Origin of the sequence: Nocardioides sp., assembly GCF_025965415.1 — a bacterium.
Classification (GTDB): domain Bacteria; phylum Actinomycetota; class Actinomycetes; order Propionibacteriales; family Nocardioidaceae; genus Nocardioides.
This window is the reverse complement of sequence record NZ_JAOPWY010000034.1, coordinates 1-19,493: the sequence shown is the minus strand read 5'-3', so window position 1 is coordinate 19,493 and position 19,493 is coordinate 1. Positions and strand designations below refer to the sequence as shown.

At 72.1% G+C, this 19,493-nt stretch carries 19 protein-coding genes; 9 read left to right on the top strand and 10 right to left on the bottom strand.

Annotated elements, in window-relative coordinates; genetic code table 11:
• On the top strand, window positions 1-531 hold a 531-nt coding region (locus tag JWN97_RS04090; RefSeq protein WP_297618708.1), incomplete at its 5' end, for a cytosine permease.
• 128 nt (window positions 532-659) lie between these two features.
• A complete protein-coding gene (locus JWN97_RS04085; protein WP_297618705.1) occupies window positions 660-1,364 on the top strand; it encodes a DsbA family oxidoreductase in 705 nt (234 codons plus the stop codon).
• A gap of 4 nt (window positions 1,365-1,368) precedes the next feature.
• Here JWN97_RS04085 and JWN97_RS04080 read toward each other — a convergent pair whose 3' ends face one another.
• Window positions 1,369-1,941: a YdeI/OmpD-associated family protein gene (locus tag JWN97_RS04080; protein ID WP_297618702.1), complete on the bottom strand. Its 573-nt coding sequence runs from the start codon at window positions 1,939-1,941 to the stop codon at window positions 1,369-1,371.
• A 144-nt stretch (window positions 1,942-2,085) separates the two neighbouring features.
• On the opposite strand from JWN97_RS04080, the gene serA reads away from it, so the two are divergent.
• Entirely contained in the window at window positions 2,086-3,696 is a 1,611-nt protein-coding gene (gene serA / locus JWN97_RS04075) for a phosphoglycerate dehydrogenase (RefSeq protein ID WP_297618699.1), read from the top strand.
• Window positions 3,697-3,754: 58 nt separating this feature from the next.
• On the opposite strand, the gene JWN97_RS04070 is transcribed toward serA, so the two are convergent.
• Window positions 3,755-5,206, bottom strand: coding sequence for a PLP-dependent aminotransferase family protein (locus tag JWN97_RS04070; protein ID WP_297618696.1), 1,452 nt, complete (start codon window positions 5,204-5,206; stop codon window positions 3,755-3,757).
• A gap of 61 nt (window positions 5,207-5,267) precedes the next feature.
• Here JWN97_RS04070 and JWN97_RS04065 point away from each other — a divergent pair, with 61 nt between their 5' ends.
• On the top strand, window positions 5,268-6,017 hold the full coding sequence (locus JWN97_RS04065) for a hypothetical protein (protein WP_297618693.1): 750 nt from the start codon (window positions 5,268-5,270) through the stop codon (window positions 6,015-6,017).
• On the opposite strand, the gene JWN97_RS04060 is transcribed toward JWN97_RS04065, so the two are convergent.
• From JWN97_RS04060 to JWN97_RS04045, 4 genes are read right to left on the bottom strand one after another with little or no spacing between them, the layout of a single operon-like run.
• Window positions 5,990-7,465: a DUF6297 family protein gene (locus tag JWN97_RS04060; RefSeq protein WP_297618690.1), complete on the bottom strand. Its 1,476-nt coding sequence runs from the start codon at window positions 7,463-7,465 to the stop codon at window positions 5,990-5,992. The genes JWN97_RS04065 and JWN97_RS04060 overlap by 28 nt on opposite strands.
• Window positions 7,458-8,126, bottom strand: a complete 669-nt coding sequence (locus JWN97_RS04055; RefSeq protein WP_297618687.1) for an ABC transporter ATP-binding protein — start codon at window positions 8,124-8,126, stop codon at window positions 7,458-7,460. Before JWN97_RS04055 ends, JWN97_RS04060 begins: the two co-directional genes overlap by 8 nt.
• Complete coding sequence (locus JWN97_RS04050) at window positions 8,127-9,626, bottom strand: gamma-glutamyltransferase (RefSeq protein WP_297618678.1); 1,500 nt, start codon at window positions 9,624-9,626, stop codon at window positions 8,127-8,129.
• A 10-nt stretch (window positions 9,627-9,636) separates the two neighbouring features.
• Window positions 9,637-10,203 (bottom strand): class I SAM-dependent methyltransferase, encoded by a 567-nt coding sequence (locus tag JWN97_RS04045; protein ID WP_297618676.1) that lies wholly within the window; start codon window positions 10,201-10,203, stop codon window positions 9,637-9,639.
• Window positions 10,204-10,641: 438 nt separating this feature from the next.
• On the opposite strand from JWN97_RS04045, the gene JWN97_RS04040 reads away from it, so the two are divergent.
• The 4 genes from JWN97_RS04040 (at window position 10,642) to JWN97_RS04025 (ending at window position 13,738) form a co-directional block, all read left to right on the top strand.
• Window positions 10,642-10,782, top strand: coding sequence for a hypothetical protein (locus JWN97_RS04040; protein ID WP_297618673.1), 141 nt, complete (start codon window positions 10,642-10,644; stop codon window positions 10,780-10,782).
• Between the two features lie 10 nt (window positions 10,783-10,792).
• On the top strand, window positions 10,793-11,860 hold the full coding sequence (locus JWN97_RS04035) for a 3-isopropylmalate dehydrogenase (RefSeq protein WP_297618670.1): 1,068 nt from the start codon (window positions 10,793-10,795) through the stop codon (window positions 11,858-11,860).
• Between the two features lie 13 nt (window positions 11,861-11,873).
• The gene (locus JWN97_RS04030) at window positions 11,874-12,959 is read left to right on the top strand and encodes a branched-chain amino acid aminotransferase (RefSeq protein WP_297618667.1); all 1,086 of its coding nucleotides are present in this window, start codon (window positions 11,874-11,876) and stop codon (window positions 12,957-12,959) included.
• Window positions 12,960-13,054: 95 nt separating this feature from the next.
• Window positions 13,055-13,738 carry a DUF2306 domain-containing protein gene (locus JWN97_RS04025; protein WP_297618664.1) on the top strand — a complete coding sequence of 228 codons (684 nt, stop codon included), beginning with the start codon at window positions 13,055-13,057 and terminating at the stop codon, window positions 13,736-13,738.
• Here JWN97_RS04025 and JWN97_RS04020 read toward each other — a convergent pair.
• The 4 genes from JWN97_RS04020 to JWN97_RS04005 form a co-directional block, all read right to left on the bottom strand.
• Window positions 13,717-14,361: a response regulator transcription factor gene (locus tag JWN97_RS04020; RefSeq protein ID WP_297618661.1), complete on the bottom strand. Its 645-nt coding sequence runs from the start codon at window positions 14,359-14,361 to the stop codon at window positions 13,717-13,719. The two genes, JWN97_RS04025 and JWN97_RS04020, sit on opposite strands and share 22 nt — an antisense overlap.
• Window positions 14,358-15,515 (bottom strand): histidine kinase, encoded by a 1,158-nt coding sequence (locus tag JWN97_RS04015; RefSeq protein ID WP_297618657.1) that lies wholly within the window; start codon window positions 15,513-15,515, stop codon window positions 14,358-14,360. The genes JWN97_RS04020 and JWN97_RS04015 overlap by 4 nt, the downstream gene beginning before the upstream one ends.
• A gap of 66 nt (window positions 15,516-15,581) precedes the next feature.
• The gene (locus JWN97_RS04010; RefSeq protein WP_297618654.1) at window positions 15,582-16,865 is read right to left on the bottom strand and encodes an HNH endonuclease signature motif containing protein; all 1,284 of its coding nucleotides are present in this window, start codon (window positions 16,863-16,865) and stop codon (window positions 15,582-15,584) included.
• A 421-nt stretch (window positions 16,866-17,286) separates the two neighbouring features.
• Window positions 17,287-17,769, bottom strand: a complete 483-nt coding sequence (locus JWN97_RS04005; protein ID WP_297618651.1) for a hypothetical protein — start codon at window positions 17,767-17,769, stop codon at window positions 17,287-17,289.
• 787 nt (window positions 17,770-18,556) lie between these two features.
• Here JWN97_RS04005 and JWN97_RS04000 point away from each other — a divergent pair.
• Window positions 18,557-19,048, top strand: coding sequence for a hypothetical protein (locus JWN97_RS04000; protein ID WP_297618648.1), 492 nt, complete (start codon window positions 18,557-18,559; stop codon window positions 19,046-19,048).
• Window positions 19,049-19,493 lie beyond the last annotated feature (445 nt).

The window sequence follows — 19,493 nt, the reverse complement described above, 5'->3', positions numbered from 1 at the left end:
AGCGGCGCCGTCCTGGGCATCTACTCCTCGGGCCTGACCCTGCTGAGTCTGGGCGTCAAGATCTCCCGGCCCGCCGCCGCGTTCGTCGACGGCGTCATCTTGACCCTCGGCACGATCTACGTCGTGTTCGTCGCACGGAGCTTCCTCGACCCGTTCCAGAGCTTCCTCATCACGCTCGGCGTCCCGCTGGCGGCCTGGGCGGGGATCATGATCGCCGACCTCGCGCTGCGCAAGCGCGACTACGACGAGGAGGCCCTCTTCGACGCCTCGGGCCGCTACGGCTCCTTTGACCCGGCCGCGATCGGCACGATGGTGGTGGCCTCGCTCGTCGGCTGGGGCTTGGTGGTCAACGCCTTCGCCGACGACGCGTCGTGGAACAACTGGCAGGGCTACCTCCTCGGCCCCCTCGGGCTCGGCGGCAAGGACGGCGCGTGGGCCTTCGCCAACATCGGCGTCCTCGCCGCGCTGGTGATCGGTCTCGTCGGCGGCTACCTGCTCCGGCGTCGTACGGTCGCCCGCCAGGAGGCGTGAGGGGAGCGAGCGCCGCACGATGGACCTGCGCGCGCACGCCGAGGTCGCGCCGACGCCACCGAGGTCTGGGGTCCTGTGTCCGCGGCCCCAGCGGGAACACGCAGGGCGGGCCTGCTGTTGGGGCTCGCGTGAAGATCGAGATCTGGTCCGACGTCGTCTGCCCGTGGTGCTACATCGGCAAGCGCCGCATCGAGAGTGCCCTGGCCGAGTTCGCCCATGCCGAGGAGGTCGAGGTGCACTGGCGCTCCTACCAGCTCGACCCGGGCGCGCCCACCGAGCCGACCGAGCGCGCGGCCGAGATGATCGCCCGCAAGTACGGCCAGTCGGTCGACGGCGCGAAGCAGATGCAGGACCGGGTCGAGGCCATCGCGGCCGAGGTGGGGCTGATCTACCGGCTCTCCGACACCCTCCACCTCAACACCGTCGACGCCCACCGGCTGATCCACCTCGCCCACGAGCAGGGCGGCACCGACCTGCAGGGGCAGGTCAAGGAGGCGCTGCTGGCGGCGTACTTCACCGAGGCACGCAACGTCGCCGACCACACCGTGCTCCGTGAGGTCGCCGTCGGTGCCGGGCTCGACGCCGGACGCGTCGACGAGGTCCTGGGCTCCCGCGAGTTCGAGGCCGACGTCCACGCCGACATCGAGCAGGCGCAGGCCTACGGCGCCACCGGGGTGCCGTTCTTCGTCATCGACCAGAAGTACGGCGTCTCCGGGGCGCAGCCGACCGAGGCCTTCACGCAGGTGCTCGAGCGCGCGTGGTCCGACGCCCACCCGAGCATCGAGATGGTGGGCGGCGGCGAGGAGTGCGGCCCCGACGGCTGCGCGATCTAGCGCCCTACTGGGACTTCTCCCCGCGCGCGGCCTTCTCGGCCGTCGTCTCCACGCGTGCGGCCCGGGTCTCCGGTCGCTTGGCCAGCACGATCCACGACAGGATCAGCTTCTGCGCCGACGGCGACCACGACTCCCAGTGCTCGCGCGACCCCGGATGCCGGTCGAACGCCGTGGCGAGGTCGTCCGGCACGAGGCAGTCCTCGACGGCGTCCATCAGGGTCCACATGCCGCTCTCCTTGGCGACCGCGACCGCCGCCGCGCCGGCAGGCTCCATCAGTCCGGCCTCCTCGAGGCGCGCGACCCGGCCCTTGTTGATGCGGGTCCAGATGCTGCCCTTGCGGCGCGGGGCGAACCACATCATCGACCGGGCCTCGTCGACCGGCCTCACGGTCGAGTCGACCCACCCGACCCGCAGCGCCTCCAGGACCGACTCATCGTAGGAGAAGGCCCGGTCGACGGCCTTGCGCGCCGCGACGAGCCAGACCCCCTGCGGCTGCGTGTGGTGCTCGCCCAGCCACGTACGCCACTCCTCGAGCGTCGTCGGCTCGAGCCGCTCGGCGTCGTCCATCACACCCATCGGGCCATCGTAGGAAGACCCTCCGACAGTGCCGAGACCTGAGGAGTGGGACGGTTGCGGGGCCTCGCCGGCTCGCGGGTAGTGTGGGCCGCGCACAGCGTCGTGCAGTCCCGGACCCACCCTTGATCCCTGAGGACCTTCGCTGTGAACGCACCCGCACTCCCCACGCACGCTCGGCCCGTCGTGCTCATCGCCGAAGAGCTGAGCCCCGCCACCATCGAGGCGCTCGGCCCCGACTTCGAGATCCGCCACTGCAACGGCGCCGACCGCGCCGAGCTGCTGCCCGCGATCGCCGACGTCGACGCGATCCTGGTCCGGTCCGCCACCAAGGTGGACGGCGAGGCGCTCGCCGCCGCCGCCAGGCTCAAGGTGGTCGCGCGGGCGGGTGTCGGCCTCGACAACGTCGACGTGAAGGCCGCCACCCAGGCCGGCGTCATGGTCGTCAACGCCCCCACCTCCAACATCGTCAGCGCCGCCGAGCTCGCGGTCGCCCTCATGCTGGCCGCGGCCCGCCACATCAGCCCCGCCCACGCCGCGCTGCGCAACGGGGAGTGGAAGCGCTCGAAGTACACCGGCATCGAGCTCTACGAGAAGACCGTCGGCATCGTCGGGCTGGGTCGCATCGGCGTGCTCGTCGCGCAGCGGCTGAGCGCCTTCGGCATGAAGGTCATCGCGTTCGACCCCTACGTCCAGGCCGGCCGCGCCGCCCAGATGGGCGTGCGCCTCGTCGACCTCGACACCCTGCTCGCGGAGTCGGACTTCATGAGCGTCCACCTGCCCAAGACCCCTGAGACGGTGGGCCTCATCGGCGCCGACCAGCTCGGCGCGGCCAAGGACAGCCTGGTGCTCGTCAACGCGGCCCGCGGTGGCATCGTCGACGAGGCCGCGCTCTACGACGCCCTCAAGAACGGCCAGATCGCCGCCGCCGGCCTCGACGTGTTCGCCAGCGAGCCGTGCACCGACAGCCCGCTCTTCGAGCTCGACAACGTCGTGGCCACGCCCCACCTGGGCGCCTCGACCGACGAGGCCCAGGAGAAGGCCGGGGTCTCCGTCGCCCGGTCGGTGCGCCTGGCGCTGAGCGGCGAGCTCGTCCCCGACGCGGTCAACGTGCAGGGCGGCGTCATCGCCGAGGACGTACGTCCCGGCATCCCGCTCACCGAGAAGCTCGGCCGCGTCTTCACCGCGCTCGCCGGCGAGGTGGCCCAGCAGCTCGACGTGGAGGTGCGCGGCGAGATCACCGAGTACGACGTCAAGGTGCTCGAGCTGGCGGCCCTCAAGGGCGTCTTCGCCGACATCGTCGAGGAGCAGGTGTCCTACGTCAACGCGCCGCTGCTGGCGGCCGAGCGCGGCACCGAGGTGCGCCTGGTGACCGATCCCGAGAGCCCCGACCACCGCAACCTGATCACGCTGCGCGGCACCCTCGCCGACGGCACCCAAGTCTCCGTGTCCGGCACGCTCGTCGGGCTCGCCCAGAAGGAGCGCCTGGTCGAGGTCAACGGCTTCGACGTCGACATCGAGCCCACCACGCACCTGGCCTTCCTCACCTACGAGGACCGCCCGGGCATGGTCGGCACCGTCGGCGGCATCCTCGGCGACGCCGCGGTCAACATCGCCGGGATGCAGGTCTCGCGCCAGGACAAGGGCGGCGCGGCGCTGGTCGCGTTGAGCGTGGACTCGGCCATCCCGGCCGAGACGCTCGCCCAGATCGAGAAGGCGATGCAGGCCGTCTCGGTGCGGGCCGTCGACCTGTCCTGATCCCGCGCACGGCGAACGGCGGCGGCCGCACCACGCTGCCGGACTGGGAGCTCGACGCTCAGGCGACCATGACGCGGCCGGCGGCGCGCCGCGTCGACGGCCGGGCGGCGTCGGAGGACACGTGGTCCCAGGCTGAGGCGAGGCGTCGGACGGCCTCGGTGAGGTCCTCGGGCGAGGCGGTCCACGGGATCCGCACGTGACGGTCGAGCCCGCCCTCGACGGCGAAGACCGGACCCGGGGCGACCACCACGCCGCGTCGTTCGGCCTCGACCGTGGTGGCGGTGCCGAGGGCGTCGGGCAGCTCGCACCACAGCGCCAGCCCGCCGTCGGGCACGCGGAACCGCCACGTCGGCAGGTGCTCGCGGACGGCGGCGACGAGCGCGTCGCGACCGGCCAGCAACCGCGCGCGGTGCACCGGGAGCACCTCGTCGGCGCGGTCCATCAGGTCGGCCAGCACGAGCTGCTCGAAGACCGGCGCGCCGAGGTCCATCCCGATGCGCGCATGGATCAGCCGGTCCATCTCGGCCAGCGGGGCGCGCACCCACCCGAGCCGCAGGCCGCCCCAGTAGGACTTGCTGGCGCTGCCGATCGTGATCGCGTGGTCGGCGTACGACGCCAGCGGGCGCGGCATCGCCGCGGCGAGCCCCGGCCGCAGGGCGAGGGCCTGGTGGGCCTCGTCGGCGACGGCGATCGTGCGCGTGCGGGCCAGCGCTGCGGCCAGCGCCTCACGTTGGGCGTCGGACATCAGGTGACCGGTGGGGTTCTGGAAGTCGGGGATCAGGTAGGCCAGCCGCGGGTTGGACTGGCGCAGCGTCGCGCCCAGCGCGTCGAGGTCCCAGCCGTCGGGGTCGACGGTCGCCGGGACCAGGCGGGCACCCGCGTGGCGGACCGCCTGGGTCGAGTTGGGATACGTCGGGGACTCCACGACGACACGGTCGCCCGGGGCGGTGAAGGCCCGCGCCACCACGGACGCGGCCGCGAGGGCACCGGCCGTCACCATCACCTGCTCCGGCACCGTGGGCAGCCCCCGGGCGTCGTACGCCGCCGCGATGCGGGCCTGGAGCGCCGGCACACCCAGCGGGAAGTAGCCCGGTCCGCTGAGGTAGGCGGGCAGCTCCTCGGTGGCGCGTTGGTAGGCCTCGACGAGGCCGGGCGGTGCGGAGTGGGCGGCGCAGTTGAGGTCGATGACGTCCTCGCCGCCGAGGCCGGGGAGGAGCGCCCGGTCGTGCGCCCGGCGCTGACCGCCGGGGACGGTGGTGAACGTGCCCGACCCCCGCCGCGCCTCGGCGTACCCGGACTCGCGCAGCACCTCGTAGGCCCGGGTCACGGTGGTGCGCGAGACGTCGAGCACGCCGGTCAGCTCGCGCTCGCTCGGGAGGCGTACGCCGAGGCCGACCCTGCCGTCGCCGATCAGCACCCGCAGGCTCTCGGCGAGACCGAGGTAGGCGGGGGAGCGCGGGAAGTCCCCGACCAGGGTGGCCATGCGCTGGGCGCTGACGATGCGGCTCATGCAGGCCACTGTTCCACGATTGGCTATGTCCGACAAGGCCAATCGACCGGAGGATGGGGGCATGAGCACCACCCCCTGCGACCTCCCGACCGGGCCGACCGGCCCCACCGGCCCCACCGGCCCGGCCGGCACCGTCCACGCACCCCGCGGCGTCCTCGTCGACCTCGGCCCGATCGCCCAGCTGCGTGCCGGTCGACTCGCCCGGCGTCTGCCCCAGCTCTACCTCGGGCTCGTGCTCTACGGCGTCTCGCTGGCGATGATGGTGCGCGGGGCGCTCGGGCTCGCACCCTGGGACGTCCTGCACTCCGGCTTCATCCGCCACGTGCCGATGACCCTCGGCCAGGCGGTCGTGCTCTTCAGCTTCGTGGTGCTGGTGCTGTGGATCCCGCTCAGGGAGATGCCCGGCCTCGGCACGATCAGCAACGCGATCGTGGTGGGCCTGTCCGCCGACGCCACGCTGGCCGCGCTGGACCGCCCCGACGCGATGGTCGCCAGGATCGCCCTGATGCTCGGCGGGGTCGCGCTCTGCGGCCTGGCCAGCGCGCTCTACATCGGCGCCCAGCTCGGCCGCGGGCCGCGCGACGGCCTGATGACCGGTCTCGTCCGCCGCACCGGGCTCTCGCTGCGGCTGGTGCGCACCGGCCTGGAGGTCGCCGTCGTCGTGATCGGGCTGCTCCTCGGCGGCGTGCTCGGAGTCGGCACGGTGGTCTACGCACTGGCGATCGGTCCGCTGACGCAGCTGATGCTGCCGTGGTTCACCGTCGACCTGATGGCTCCCCGGTCTCAGCCTGCCGAGTCCGAGACCAGGTAGGAGATCACGGCGAGGCTGATCGCCGTCGAGACCAGCACGCCGACCGGCCCGAACATCAGCGGCAGGGCGGTCAGCGCCCAGACGTCGAACCCGCGGAACACGCTGGAGAAGACCCCGCTGGGCACGCCGCCCGCCGGCGTGCTCACCATCGGCGCGGCGTAGTTGGGCGGCTTCCCCGTCACCCAGCGCACCGTGGCCGCCAGGCTCGACAGGCCGCACGAGAGCGCCGCGGTGAACGCCTCGTCCGGCGGATGGGTGGGCAGCAGCGTCCACGTCGTCGCGAGTGCGAAGAGCACCAAGGCGGTGCCGGGCACGACCAGGTGGGCGCCGAGCATCGACGCCCGGCTCATCGGCAGCATCCGGGCCAGGCTCTTGGTGCGGACGACGACGCGCAGCCCGGAGCACATGGCCGGCCCGCCGAACAGCCCGGCGAGGGTCGTGGCCAGCACGACCGCGCGGCCGGCGCCCGCCTCGGCGGCGGCGTACGGCACGAGGACGAGGCCGGCCAGGACGACGTACGGCTGGGGGGTGCGGAGCGCGCGCAGGGCGTCGCGGTGCACGAGCGCCCACCAGCCGAGCGGGCCTCCGGTGCGGGTGCGGACGTGGGCGCCGCGGCCCCACCGGCGCGCGAGCAGCACGTCGTACATGAGTCCCAGGTCGACGGAGGACAGGGCGCCCGAGAGGCTGGGGGAGAGGTTCTCGGTGTAGCCGAGGACCCGTCGGGTGACCCTGCCCACGGCCGTGCGGGTGCGCCAGACGAGGGTGCCGGCGCCGAGGACCGTGAGGACGGCCAGCGCCGAGCCGACGCCGGACGGCACGCCTGGCATCCCGCCCAGCTGCTGGGTCGCCGAGAGACTCAGGAGCAACCAGAGCGCTGCGGTGAGCACCCAGCTGAGCCACCGGGCGACCGGCTTCTCGTGCACCTGCGACAGCGCGGCCACGCCCACGCAGGCGACCGCGGCGGCGCCGCCGGCCGCCACGAAGACCGCTCCTGCGGCGAGGTCGAAGCCGCCGAGCGCGGCCGGCGCCAGCAGCAGGACGATCGCGCCGACCAGCGTGAGGACGGTCGTGCGCGACCACCCCGGGCGCAGCAGGGCACCGCGGTCCACGGGGGTGCTCAGCAGCCAGCCGTTGGCGGCCGGCGGGCTGAAGACCGGGCCGAGCAGCCGGGCCAGGCCGAGGGCCAGCAGGGCCACCGCGAGGGCCGCGAGCCAGGGTGCCGCCGAACGCACCTCGCTGCAGGCGCCGACGCACGCGTCGTCGGCGAGGCGACGCAGCGAGAGGACGACGTTGCCGGCCATCGCCGCGACCATCGCGACGCAGAAGAGCGCGACGTAGGCGTCCGAGAGGAGCTCGCCCCACTTCAGCTCCGCTCGCCCGCGGCGCCACTCGCGGATCTCGCCGCGCACCTCGCGGGCGGTGGGCACCTGGGCGGCGAGGTCACTCATGGTCGGGGTCCGGGGCCGGTCCGAGCCGCACCACGCGGTCGCAGACGAGCGCGACCAGGTCCGGGTCGTGGCTGACCAGCAGGATCGCGCGCCCCGCAGACTTCTCCGCGACGAGCTTGTGGCCGAGCCACTGCACCCCGTCGACGTCGAGGCGCTGCTCCGGCTCGTCGAGGACGAGCAGGCGTCGCGGCCGGACGAACGCGCTGGCGAGGGCCAGGCGGCGCCGCTGGCCGGACGAGAGCGTCGAGGGCAGCTGTCCCGAGACCTCCATCAGGCCGACCTCGGCGAGCACCGTGTTGACGATCTCCTCGGCGTCGGGCTGGGCGTGCGCCCGCGCCACCAGGTCGAGGTGCTCGACGACCGAGAGGTCGGGGAAGAAGTCGAGGTCGTCCATGACGACGGCCAGGTCGCGGCGGATCTCGGGGACCCGCTCATCGAGCACCCGCCCGACCAGCGTCGCGGTGCCCTCGTCGGCCTCGTCGACACCCACGATGCACCGCAGCAGGGTCGACTTGCCGCTGCCGTTGGGCCCGACCACCCCGACCGCCTCACCCGCGCCGACGTCGAGGTCGACCTCGGACAGGATCGTCCGGTCGGCGAAGCGACGGGTGATCCCGCGGACCGTGAGCAGCGCATCCGCCATCTCCCCCATGCCCGCCATTCAAGCAGCGGGGTCGTCGCGAGGGCGTACGCCGTCGACGACCCGCGCGACACCCTCGCGCCGCGGGTCGGCGACGGCCTCGAGGCCGCCGTCGCCCCGCGTGAGCGTGGCACCGACCCCGCCGAAGTACATCGACAGCTCCTCCTCGGCCCGCACCTCCTCGTCGGGCAGCCCCGCGCCGTGGACGTGGACCCGGGGATGGGCGACCGCGGCGGCCAGGTCGAGCCCGCCGCTGACGAAGCCGGCGAGCGCCGACACGATCGCGGTGGTGATCCGGTCGGCGCCCGGAGACCCGATCGCCAGCGTGGAGCCGTCGTCGTGCCGGCCGACCGTGGGCGCCATGTTGGAGAGCAGCCGGGAGCCTGCCGGGACGTGGCGACCGGCAGGGTTCAGCTCCGGCTCGCCGAGGCAGTTGTTGAGCCAGATGCCGGTGCCGGCGGCGATCATGCCCGCGCCGTAGCCCGAGGACACGGTGATCGAGCACGCGGCACCGTCCGCGTCGGTCACCGACACGTGCGCCGTCGACCCCGACTCGAGCACCGCGCGGTGGTCGGCGTCGACCCGGTCCAGCCAGGCGCGCGACGCCGCGTCGAGGTCGTGGGCCGTCTCCAGCACCTCGCGGCGGTGCCCGAGGACGGCCCGCTGCACCCGCACCAGGTGCTCGACGTCGTCCTCGTCCCAGCCCGCGAGCGGGTGGCCGTCGAGCAGGCGGAGCATCGAGGCGACCACCACGCCGCCGACCGACGGGGGTGGGGTGGTGGCCAGCCTCCAGCGCCCGACCCGGGTGGTCAGGGGCGGGCGGACGACCGGTGTGTACGCCGCGAGGTCGGCCGCGCCGAGCAACCCGCCGCGCTCCTGCAGGTCCGTGGCGATCAGCCGGGCCAGGTCGCCCTCGTGCAGCGCGCGAGGTCCGACGGCCGCGATGTGCTCGAGCGTGGCGGCGAGGTCGGCGACGACCACGCGCTCCTCGGTGAGCCGTCCGTGCGCGTCGTGCAGCGCGCGGTGGCTCTCGGGGTCCCACCCGAAGACGCTCTCGTGGACGTAGCGCAGGTAGTAGCGCGACGCGGAGCCGAGCCGGAACCCGCCGCGAGCCACGTCGATGGCCGGGGCCACCAGCTCGCGCCACGCGAGCCGGCCGTCGCGCGCGTGGGCCTCCCCGAACGCGGCGAGCGACCCGTGCGTGGCCACCGAGCCCGGGCCGATCGTGATCGTGACGCCGCCGCCGTACGCCGTCGACACGTCCCAGGTCTCCACCGGCTCGTCGCCGGTCCGACCGAGGCCGGGCCGGTCGACCCAGCCGTCGACGGTGTAGGCGGCTCCGGTCGCGGGCTGGACGCCGACGAAGCCGCCCGAGCTCAGCGAGACGAGCCCGACCTCGTTGACCATCGCGACCAGGGCTGCCGCGATGGCCGCGTCGACGGCGGAGCCGCCGGACCGTGCGACGTCCTCGGCGGCGTTGGCCGCGGCCGGGTTGGGGGCGGCGACCGCCAGCGAGGTCATGGGCAGGTGGTCAGCGACGCGTCGCGATCACGGCCGACGCGTCGGCTGCCACCATGACCTCGACGGCGGTGAAGCGGTCATCGGTGAGCCACTGCTCGCGCAGGGTGTCGACGCGGCCGTAGGTGATCGGCGGCCACGACGCGCAGGGCGCGAAGTCGTCGAGCACGACGATCCCGCCGGGCTCGACGAGGTCGACCACGGCGTCCACGCCCACCTCCGACGGCGAGCCGGAGTCGAGGAAGAGCAGGGAGAAGGGGCCGTGGTCCCGCAGGACGTTCCAGTCCGCCGCCAGCACCTCGACCTCGGCGTCGTCCTCGAAGATCTTCGCCGCCGCGCCGGCCAGCGACTCGTCGAGCTCGGCGGTCAGGATCCGCGCGCCGTTGCGTACGCCGCTGCGCAGCCAGGCGGTGCCCACGCCGCAGCCGGTGCCGAACTCCGCCATCGTGCCCCCGCGGGTCGCGGCGAGGGTCGCCAGCAGCCGGCCCGTCTCGTTGCGGCAGAAGGCGACGTAGCCGGCCTGGCGGCACACGTCGAAGGCGCGGGAGACGACGTCGGGAAGTTCGGGAGGGGCAGACATGAGATCGCCGAGTGTGTCACCAATCGACCGAGGTCTCAGGGGGCGGTCCGGCATCTCACGATCTGACACGTTTCGCAAACCGGATGCACACGTCCGCCCACCGGTCGTACAGTCTCCTCATCATGCGGAGCGTGTTCGTACTTATCGATCGCCGCGGCGGGGCCTGACAGAAGGCCACCTCGTCGCGGTGTTCGGCGTTGACGAGGTTCCGCCGCCCGGCCTTCTCCCTTCCTGATCCAGGAAGGGTCGACTCAGTCGAGTTCGAAGCCGCCGCCTCTGCGGCGGGTCCGGCCCCATGGACGCGTGACCCGCTCCCCAGTTCCTTCGAGAACGCAGGCCGGCCGGCAGCCGGGCCCCGGGCGATCCCCGCACTCCCGCTCCCTCACCCGCCGCGGTGTCGGTGGCTTCGAGCTCACTACCCCTCCAGGAGTGAGAACCATGTACGACCTGTATCCCGACGCATGGGGCCCCGCGGCCCACGATCCCGAGAACCCCCGCAGCGCGGAGAACACCGCTATGGCGCTCCAGACGGCGCTTGACCTGCGAGACAACGGCGCCGCGCGCCCCGACGACAACTAGATTCCGACGCATGCCCGACAGCCAGCAGACCCCGTCCGCCACCCACCCGACCCTCGCCGTCATCCCCGGTGACGGGATCGGTCCGGAGGTGACCGCCGAGGCCTTGAAGGTCCTCGAGGTCGCCTCCCCGGTGAAGTTCGAGTCGACGCGCTACGACCTCGGCGCCGAGCGTTACCTCGCCACCGGCGAGGTGCTGCCCGACTCGGTGCTCGCGGAGATCCGCGAGCACGACGCGATCCTGCTGGGAGCTGTCGGAGGCAAGCCCAACGACCCCAACCTGCCGCCGGGCATCCTCGAGCGCGGGCTGCTGCTGCGGCTGCGCTTCGAGCTCGACCACTACGTCAACCTGCGTCCCTCGCGGCTCTTCCCGGGCACGGCCTCACCCCTGGCCCAGCCCGGCGAGATCGACTTCGTCGTCGTGCGCGAGGGCACCGAAGGCCCCTACACGGGCAACGGCGGTGCCCTCCGCGTCGGCACTCCCGCCGAGATCGCCACCGAGGTCTCGGTCAACACCGCGTACGGCGTCGAGCGGGTGATCCGCGACGCCTTCGCCCGCGCCGAGAAGCGGCCGCGCAAGCGGCTGACCCTGGTCCACAAGACCAACGTGCTGACCAACGCCGGCTCGCTGTGGTGGCGCCTCTTCGAGTCGGTCGGAGCGGAGTTCCCCGAGGTCACGACCGACTACATCCACATCGACGCCGCGATGATCTTCATGGTCACCGACCCCGCCCGCTTCGACGTGATCGTCACCGACAACCTGTTCGGCGACATCATCACCGACCTCGCCGCCGCCATCACCGGCGGCATCGGGCTGGCGGCCTCCGGCAACGTGAACCCCGACCGGACGGCCCCCTCCATGTTCGAGCCCGTGCACGGCTCCGCCCCCGACATCGCCGGGCAGCAGAAGGCCGACCCGACCGCGGCGATCCTCTCCGGCGCGCTCCTCCTCGACCACCTCGGCCACGCCGACGCGGCGGCCGCCGTCGAGGCGGCCGTGCTGGCCGACCTCAGCGAGCGCGCGCCGGGCACGAGTCGTCGTACGAGCGAGGTCGGGGACGCGATCGCTGCCCGCCTCTGAGTAAGTTGACCCCATGCAGATCAGCACCACCGCCAACCCCACGCCCGTCGACGACGCCCGGCTCGCCGAGATCCTCGCCAACCCCGGCTTCGGTCAGCACTTCACCGACCACATGCTCACGGTCGAGTGGACGCCCGACGCCGGCTGGCACGCCGCACGGATCACGCCCTACGGCCCGCTGACGCTCGATCCCGCGACGGCCGTGCTGCACTACGCGCAGGAGACCTTCGAGGGGATGAAGGCCTACCGCCACGACGACGGGTCGATCTGGACCTTCCGTCCGGAGCAGAACGCCGCGCGGATGGTGCGCTCCTCCGAGCGGCTGGCGTTCCCCGAGCTGCCGGTCGACGACTTCGTCGCCTACGTGGACGCGCTCGTCGAGGCCGACCAGCGGTGGGTGCCCGACAACGCCGCCTCGGGGGGCGGGGAGAAGGCGCTCTACCTTCGGCCCTTCATGTTCGCCTCCGAGACCTTCCTCGGCGTGCGCCCGTCGCAGCACGTCACCTTCATGGTGATCGCCTCGCCGGCCGGCGCCTACTTCAAGGGCGGCATCAAGCCGGTCAACCTCTGGCTCTCCGAGACCTTCACCCGCGCCGGCCGCGGGGGCATGGGCGCCGCCAAGACGGGCGGTAACTACGCCGCGTCGCTGGCGGCCCAGCGCGAGGCGATCGAGCAGGGGTGCGACCAGGTCGTGTTCCTCGACGACCAGGAGTTCCGCTACATCGAGGAGCTCGGCGGGATGAACCTCTTCTTCGTCCACCGCGACGGCCACATCGTCACCCCCGAGACCGGCACGATCCTGGAAGGCATCACCCGCGCCTCGATCATCGAGCTGGCCGGCAAGCTCGGCCACGCGGTCGAGGAGCGCAAGTTCTCCATCGACGAGTGGCGCGACGGCGTCGCCTCTGGAGAGATCACCGAGATCTTCGCCTGCGGCACCGCTGCCGTCGTCACGCCGGTCGGTGAGCTGCGCTCGCCTCAGGGGGTGACCGCCGCACCGTCGAGCACCGAGCTCACCATGCGGATCCGCGACTCGCTGGTGGGCATGCAGTTCGGCCGCACCGACGACACCTTCGGCTGGATGCACCGGGTGTGCTGACCCGTCACCTCGGCCGCGTGACTCGGCCGATCGGCTGACCCGGTTCGGCCTCCGGGCCGATGCGGCGTACGTCGTGCGCGGCGAGGCTCGTGACCATGACGACGACCGCGACCCGACCGACCGCGCCGACCGGGGTCCGACGTGACTGGTGGATCCCGGCGAGCCTGATCGCGCTCGCGCTGGTGCCCGCACTCGCGGGCGCGGCGCGCCTCGTCGACCTCTCGTCGGGGCGGACCGAGGAGAACGCACGCTTCTTCGACCTGCCCGTCCCGATCATCGTGCACATCGTCGGCGCGACGACCTTCTGCGTCCTCGGCGCCTTCCAGTTCATGCCGTCCCTGCGCCGCCGCCGGCCGCGGTGGCACCGCCTCGCCGGCCGCGTCCTCGTGCCGGCGGGCCTCGCCGCCGCGTTGAGCGGCATGTGGATGGCGGTGTTCTCCGACGTCCCGGTCTACGACAACACCGCGCTCGTCTGGCTGCGCCTGCTCTTCGGCTCGCTGATGGTCGCCGGCCTGGTGCTGGGACTCGTCGCGATCCTGCGCCGCGACGTCCGCACCCACCAGCGGTGGATGGCGAGGGCGTACGCCGTCGCCCAGGGCGCCGGCACGCAGGCGCTGGTCCTCGGCCCGATGGTGCTGCTCTCAGATGGGCAGGGCGCCGACCAGCCGGGCGGCTCGTTGAAGGCGACCGGCATGGGGGCCGCCTGGGTGATCAACCTGGCGGTCGCCGAGTGGCTGGTGCGCCGCAGCCAGACCCGTCAGTCGAGGCGTCGGGTCTGATAGGCCCAGAGCGCGAGCTCGACCCGGTTGCGGACGCCGAGCTTGGCCATCAGCGCGCCGACGTGGGTCTTGACCGTGCTGAGCGAGATGTAGAGCTCGGCCGCGACCTCGTGGTTGGTGAGTCCGCGCGCGACGGCGACCAGCACCTGCTCCTCGCGCTCGGTCAGCGGTGAGATGGGCTGGGGCGGGGTGTCGCGGTCGGCGAAGGTCCTGAGCAGCCGGGTCGTGACGCTGGGGGCGATGAGCGACCCCCCGTCCGCCGCTGCCCGGACCGCGTGCGTGAGCAGCTGTGGCCCGCAGTCCTTGAGCAGGAAGCCCCGGGCGCCGGCCTGCAGCGCGCCGTAGACGTACTCGTCGAGGTCGAAGGTGGTCACCACCACGACCGCCATCGGGTCGGCCACCTCGGGTCCGGCCAGCGCGCGGGTCGCCTCGATGCCGTTCATCCGCGGCATCCGGATGTCGAGCAGGCACACGTCCGGGCGCAGCAGCCGCGCCTGCTCGACGGCGTCCTGCCCGTCGACGGCGGTGGCCACGACCTCGATGCCCTCCTGGGCGCCGAGGATCATCGCCAGGCCCGTGCGGACGATCTCCTGGTCGTCGGCGACGAGCACCCGCAGCGTCATCGTCCGACCCCCTCGGTGCCGACCGGCAGGACCGCGGTGACCTGCCAACCGCCGGTCGCCGGACCTGCTTCCAGTCGGCCGCCCAGCAGCTCTGCCCGCTCGGTCATGCCGAGGATGCCGAAACCCTGGCCGGACCTCGTGCTGGGGCGACCGTCGTCGGTGACGGTGAGCACGATGTCGGAGTGGTTCTTATTCACCGCCACGCGTACGAGAGTGGTGCCCACTCCGTGGCGGCGGGCGTTCGCCACCGCCTCCTGCGCGATGCGGTGCACGGCGGCGGCGACCGTGGGGGAGAGCTCCAGGCCGTCGTCGAGGTGCACCTCGACGCGAGGTCGGCCCTCGTCCGACGCCAGTCCCGCGAGGTCGTCGAGCGGCCGGTCGGGTGCTTCGCCGCCTTCCGCGGCCTCCGTCCGCAACATGCGCAGCACCTTGCGCGTCTCGGCCAGCGTGCGGGTGGCCTCGTCGTCAATGCGCCGCAGGGCGTCCCGTGCCGCGTCGGGTCGGTCGTCGGCGACCGCGAGGCCGGCCTGCGCTGTGATGGCGATGGCGGTGAGGTGGTGGGCGACCGTGTCGTGCAGGTCGCGGGCCAGGCTCTCCCGCTCCAGCTGCCGTACGTCGTCGAGCTGGCGCGTGCGCAGCATGGCCCGCGAGCGGAGCACGGCGCCCATCGCAGTGGCAGCCACGACCACGGCGGCCCCACCGACTCGGTCCCCTGGAGCCAGGTCCTGGGACACCAGGGAGCTGCCGGCCACCAGGAGGAACAGGCACAGACCGGTGAACGCGGCTCGTCCGGAGGCCCAGCGTGCGAGTGAGTAGGGGATCAGCAGGGCCACGACGGCCGTGTTGAGGTCGTCGGGCTGGCGCAGGTCGGTCGTGCTCGCCGCGACCCCCAGCACCAGCATCACGCCCGCGAAGACCGCGACCGTCAGGGTGGGGTTGGTGCGGCGTACGAGCAGGGTCGGCAGCCAGACCAGGAACGTCGCCAGGGTCAGCAAGCGCGAGCCCATCTCGGGACGCAGGAAGGCCACCTCCACGACCGCGGCCACGGCCGTGACCGCGACGAACGCGTAGTCGAGCCGACCCGCGGGCCGGGCGTCCGCGGGCGCGGGCAGGGTCCAGATCGAGCGGAGGAGCGACCGGAGGCGGGTGGGCACGCGTGCACGGTAGTGCCCGCCGCGTGTCACACGGATCGGCCGGATGACCGAGTGCCGGCGATCGGCCTACGTCCGTCTGGCGAACCTCACGTCGCCGCTGGCCAGCCGCTCCACGGTGTGGTCGGGCTCGTGCGCCCGGTGGTGGTGGTGCGAGCAGAGCAGCACGCCGTTGTCGAGGTCGGTGGGACCGCCCTCGAGCCAGGAGATCCAGTGGTGGGCCTCGGCCCAGGTGCCGGGGATGTCGCAGCCCTCGGCGCGGCAGGTGCGGTCGCGGAGCAGGAGGGCCCGGCGCTGCGCGGCGGTGAACAACCGCTGGGCGCGGCCGACGTCCAGGATCTCGGAGTCGCCACCCAGCACGGCAGGCATCAGCCGGGCCGTGCAGGCGAGCCGCCGAGCCTGGGCCGCGGTCATGGTCTCGCCGGCACACGGGTCTGCGTGCGCGTCGCTGGGGATCGTGCCGGCCCCGAGGATGTCGGCGGCGCCCAGCTCGGAGGTCAGGGTCGCGAAGGGGATCGTGATGATCATCGTCGTGGCGTCGCCGCCGTGGACCGGGAGCCGCTGGGGGTCCAGGCACTCGAGGAGCTGGCAGAACGCCTCGCCCAGGCGCCGCGGGTAGGGCAGGCGCGCCAGGGCATCTGCTCCGACCGAGTCATCGGCGGAGGGGTCGACGTCGCGGCGCGGGTTGGCGTGGGCCTCGAGGTACGTCGCGAGCCGGGTCGCGGCGGCGTCGGGCAGGATGCCCGAGATCCGGGTCGTCCCGTTGCCCAGGCGGCGAAGGGTGAGCCGGGTGCGGCGCCGTGCCTCGGCCTCGAGGGCGGCCAGCCTGCGGCCCTCGGTCTCGTCGACGAGGTCCGGTGCCACCACGGTGAGGATGTGTCGCCCGATCCGAGTGAGCTGCTTGGGCGAGAACCGAGCCGCGTGGTCGATGAGCGCGGCCTCCGCGGCGTCGAGGACCTCCTGCGGGACCGCGTCGGGAAGGACGTCGAGGCACTGCACGATCGCGCGTGCCTGGGCGGTGTTGACGCGTCCCTCGCGCAGCGCCGCGGCCACCGTGCGCCAGCGACGGTCGAGGCCGGTCGCGAGGCGCAGGTCCGCCCGGGCGTCCTCGAACCTCGTGCGCGTGGCATCGGCGAACCAACCGGCCGCATCCCGCGACCCGGTGTCCGCGGCGAGGTCCGCAGCGTCCGCGAGGATCCGCATCCGTAGCTCCGCCACCCGGGACTCGATCCGCACCAGCTCCCTCAGGGCCTCCGCCTTGTCGGTGGTCGGCATGAAGGTGGGGTTGGTGCCGGCGACGGTCTTGAGCGCCTCGTCGATGAGCGAGGTCGCGGTCAGGATGGGGTGGGTCACCTGCGGCCTCCTCTCGACGACGATCCCGGCACGCACACGCGTGCCGCTCAACGGTCGTCGCTCCTGGAGGCCCGGTTCGCCGGACTATTACGTCACCCTCGCAACTCGCCTCTCCCAGCCAGGGCTCGGACTTCGCGGTGCGTCCTAGGGCCCTGGACCTGTGAGGCGTACCGCCACCCTAGTCGACGGATCGACTCTTAACACACACATGTTCGATCAACTGTCCGTCAAGTATAGGCACCGCGGCCCGCCGTGAGCCGGGCGCAGAGTGGCTGCAGCGCGGCAGAGGGTGATGCCTCCAAGGCGGCGGACTGGCTCAGTCAATCCGGCAGGTTGGGACGCGGCCGCGCCGACACCTTCTGGGTCGGCCACCAAGCCGTCGGCGCCGGCGCCGAGGGCAGAGCCGAGCCAGACCCGAGAGCTAGAGGTCGTCGCCCGCGTGATCCTTCGTTTGGGCGGGAACAGACTCGAGTCGCCCGAGCATGTCGTTCAAGTGCTGTCGCAGGTGCTGCGCGTGATCTGCCGCCACCTGCTGAAGTCGAGCGACCTCCGCCTCACTTTGTGCGCGCTGTCTATCCGCCTCAGTGCGCACAATTTCCGCAGTTGCTTGAGCTTCATCAACCGTCCGCGCGGCCTCGAGTCGGGCGGTCTCAACCATGCTCGCGGCCTCTTGCTCCGCCGAACGAACCAACGCAACAGCCTCCTCCCGCGCTGCGGCAACGATGTTCGTCGCCTCCGCCCGGGCGTCGGCGCGCCACTGGTCGGTGTCGCGTGCAGTCATCTCCAGAAGCCGTGCCGCGGAGGGTGAACGCGGCTCGGGCACCGCGACGTGCCCTGTGGGGTCGTCGTCTCGGTGGTTGCCCGCGTCGCTGCGGACGCCTTCGTAATGTTCCTGGCTCAGCACGTGCGTCTCCTCACTTACCCCCGCGGCGGTGTCATCGGCAGCGTACGAGGTCGAGGCATCGATGGTTGCGGGGGCCTCCGCGACGGGCCGCGAACAACCATGGAGGACGGCAACGTTCCGGGATGATCGCCAGCTGCGAACCGAACGCACAACTCGCGGACGAGCAATGCTGGTGGTCTAGCGTTCAGACCATGTCCGAGGCTCGTCCGACCACGCTTGGATGGCGCTCTGTCGGCATGAGCTGGGATGAGGAAGAGTTCGACCTCGAAAGCCTGAGTCGTGGGAGCACGAGTGGGAGCGCTCCGAACCAGAGCGCATCGTGGTGGCTCACCCGGACTACCCCGCCCCGCGTCATGACCTTGACGTGTGGGTGATCCGCGCCCCGACAGTTGTGCGTTTTCGCGGCGGCTGAGATGTCCAACCTGGCGTGGCCCTTCTCTTGTGCCCTCTACGACTGACCAACAGCGCGCGACGCCCGCTCATCAGCGTAAGCGGATATTGGAGGGACGCCGACAGGCGGCGATAGACGCACGCGGCAGGCGGTACCCGCATCCCTCATGCAACAGAGAGCCTTTGCTCTTGACGCGATGTTGAACGGGAGTACGGACCCGGGAGCGTTGGGCTCTTGGGGCTGTTTTGCGGGAGCTGAACATGCTCGCCTTGCGTTGGGTGGGGGTGCGGCCTTGTGAGGGGCCTTGAAACATCCGACGATGAGGCCGACAGAGGTCGTCGTCGTGAACGGGGGATGCGCATGCTCGCAACCAGGTGGTCAATCCGAGGATTGTCCGTGTGGACGCTGGGCCTGATTCTTGCAATGGCTCCTGCGCCGGCGATGGCGGACGCCAAGGTGTTCGATGACCCCGTCGGAGACTCGACCTTCGTGGACATCTCCCGCGTACGGGTCGTCCATCGGGACTCGGTGACGGTGCGCGTCCGATCAGCCGTTCCGCTCGCAACCGGACAGCTCTATGCCTTCTGGATCGACGCCGGACACGGACCCCAGCCGGACTACTACGTCGCATTCCGCGCCAACACGGACTTCGACGAAGTGCTAAGACTCGTGCGTTCCTTCAGTGATCGTCGATCTCTCGTTCAGTGTCGTGGGATACGACTTCGCGCCGACATCTTCACCGACGAGCCCGTGTCGATCCGAATCCCGCGACGCTGCCTCGAGAACCCAGGGAGAGTTCGGGTCGCCGTGCAGTTCAAGGACGAGAGCGCGGACACCGTGGACTGGGCCGTGGATCGCCGAACCTTCGGGCCCTGGGTGAAGCGGTAGCGCGCACCCGGAACTCCCCCAATCTAGAAACGTGGGTCGAGGACCCGCGGCATGCGCGGCTACTGATATGGAGTGACCTCCTGTCAAGAGCAGGGTGAGGCGCCCGTCTGGAGAGGTCCAGGCGGGCGCCTCGTCTTCGTCGGCGTGGTCGTTGATCAGCGTGTCGTTGGCGACGCGCGGTCAGACTGATATGCGCGGGTTGGTTACCGCAGGACGGGCGTTTCGGCAGGAGTGTTCCGCTGGCTAGAAACGAGCGTGGCCCTTCAGTGGGAGCTGCTCATAGTAGCTTCGCGGGTTGGCTCCTCGCGCTGCCATCAGCGACCGTGGCCGGCGAAGAGGCCGTGGCGTTAGTCCTCGAGCAGGGCCAGTGACCAGCACCAGCCGGCGAGCTCGCGGGCGATGGCGGTGTTGGCCACGGTGGCCTTCTTCTTGCGGTCGATGTACT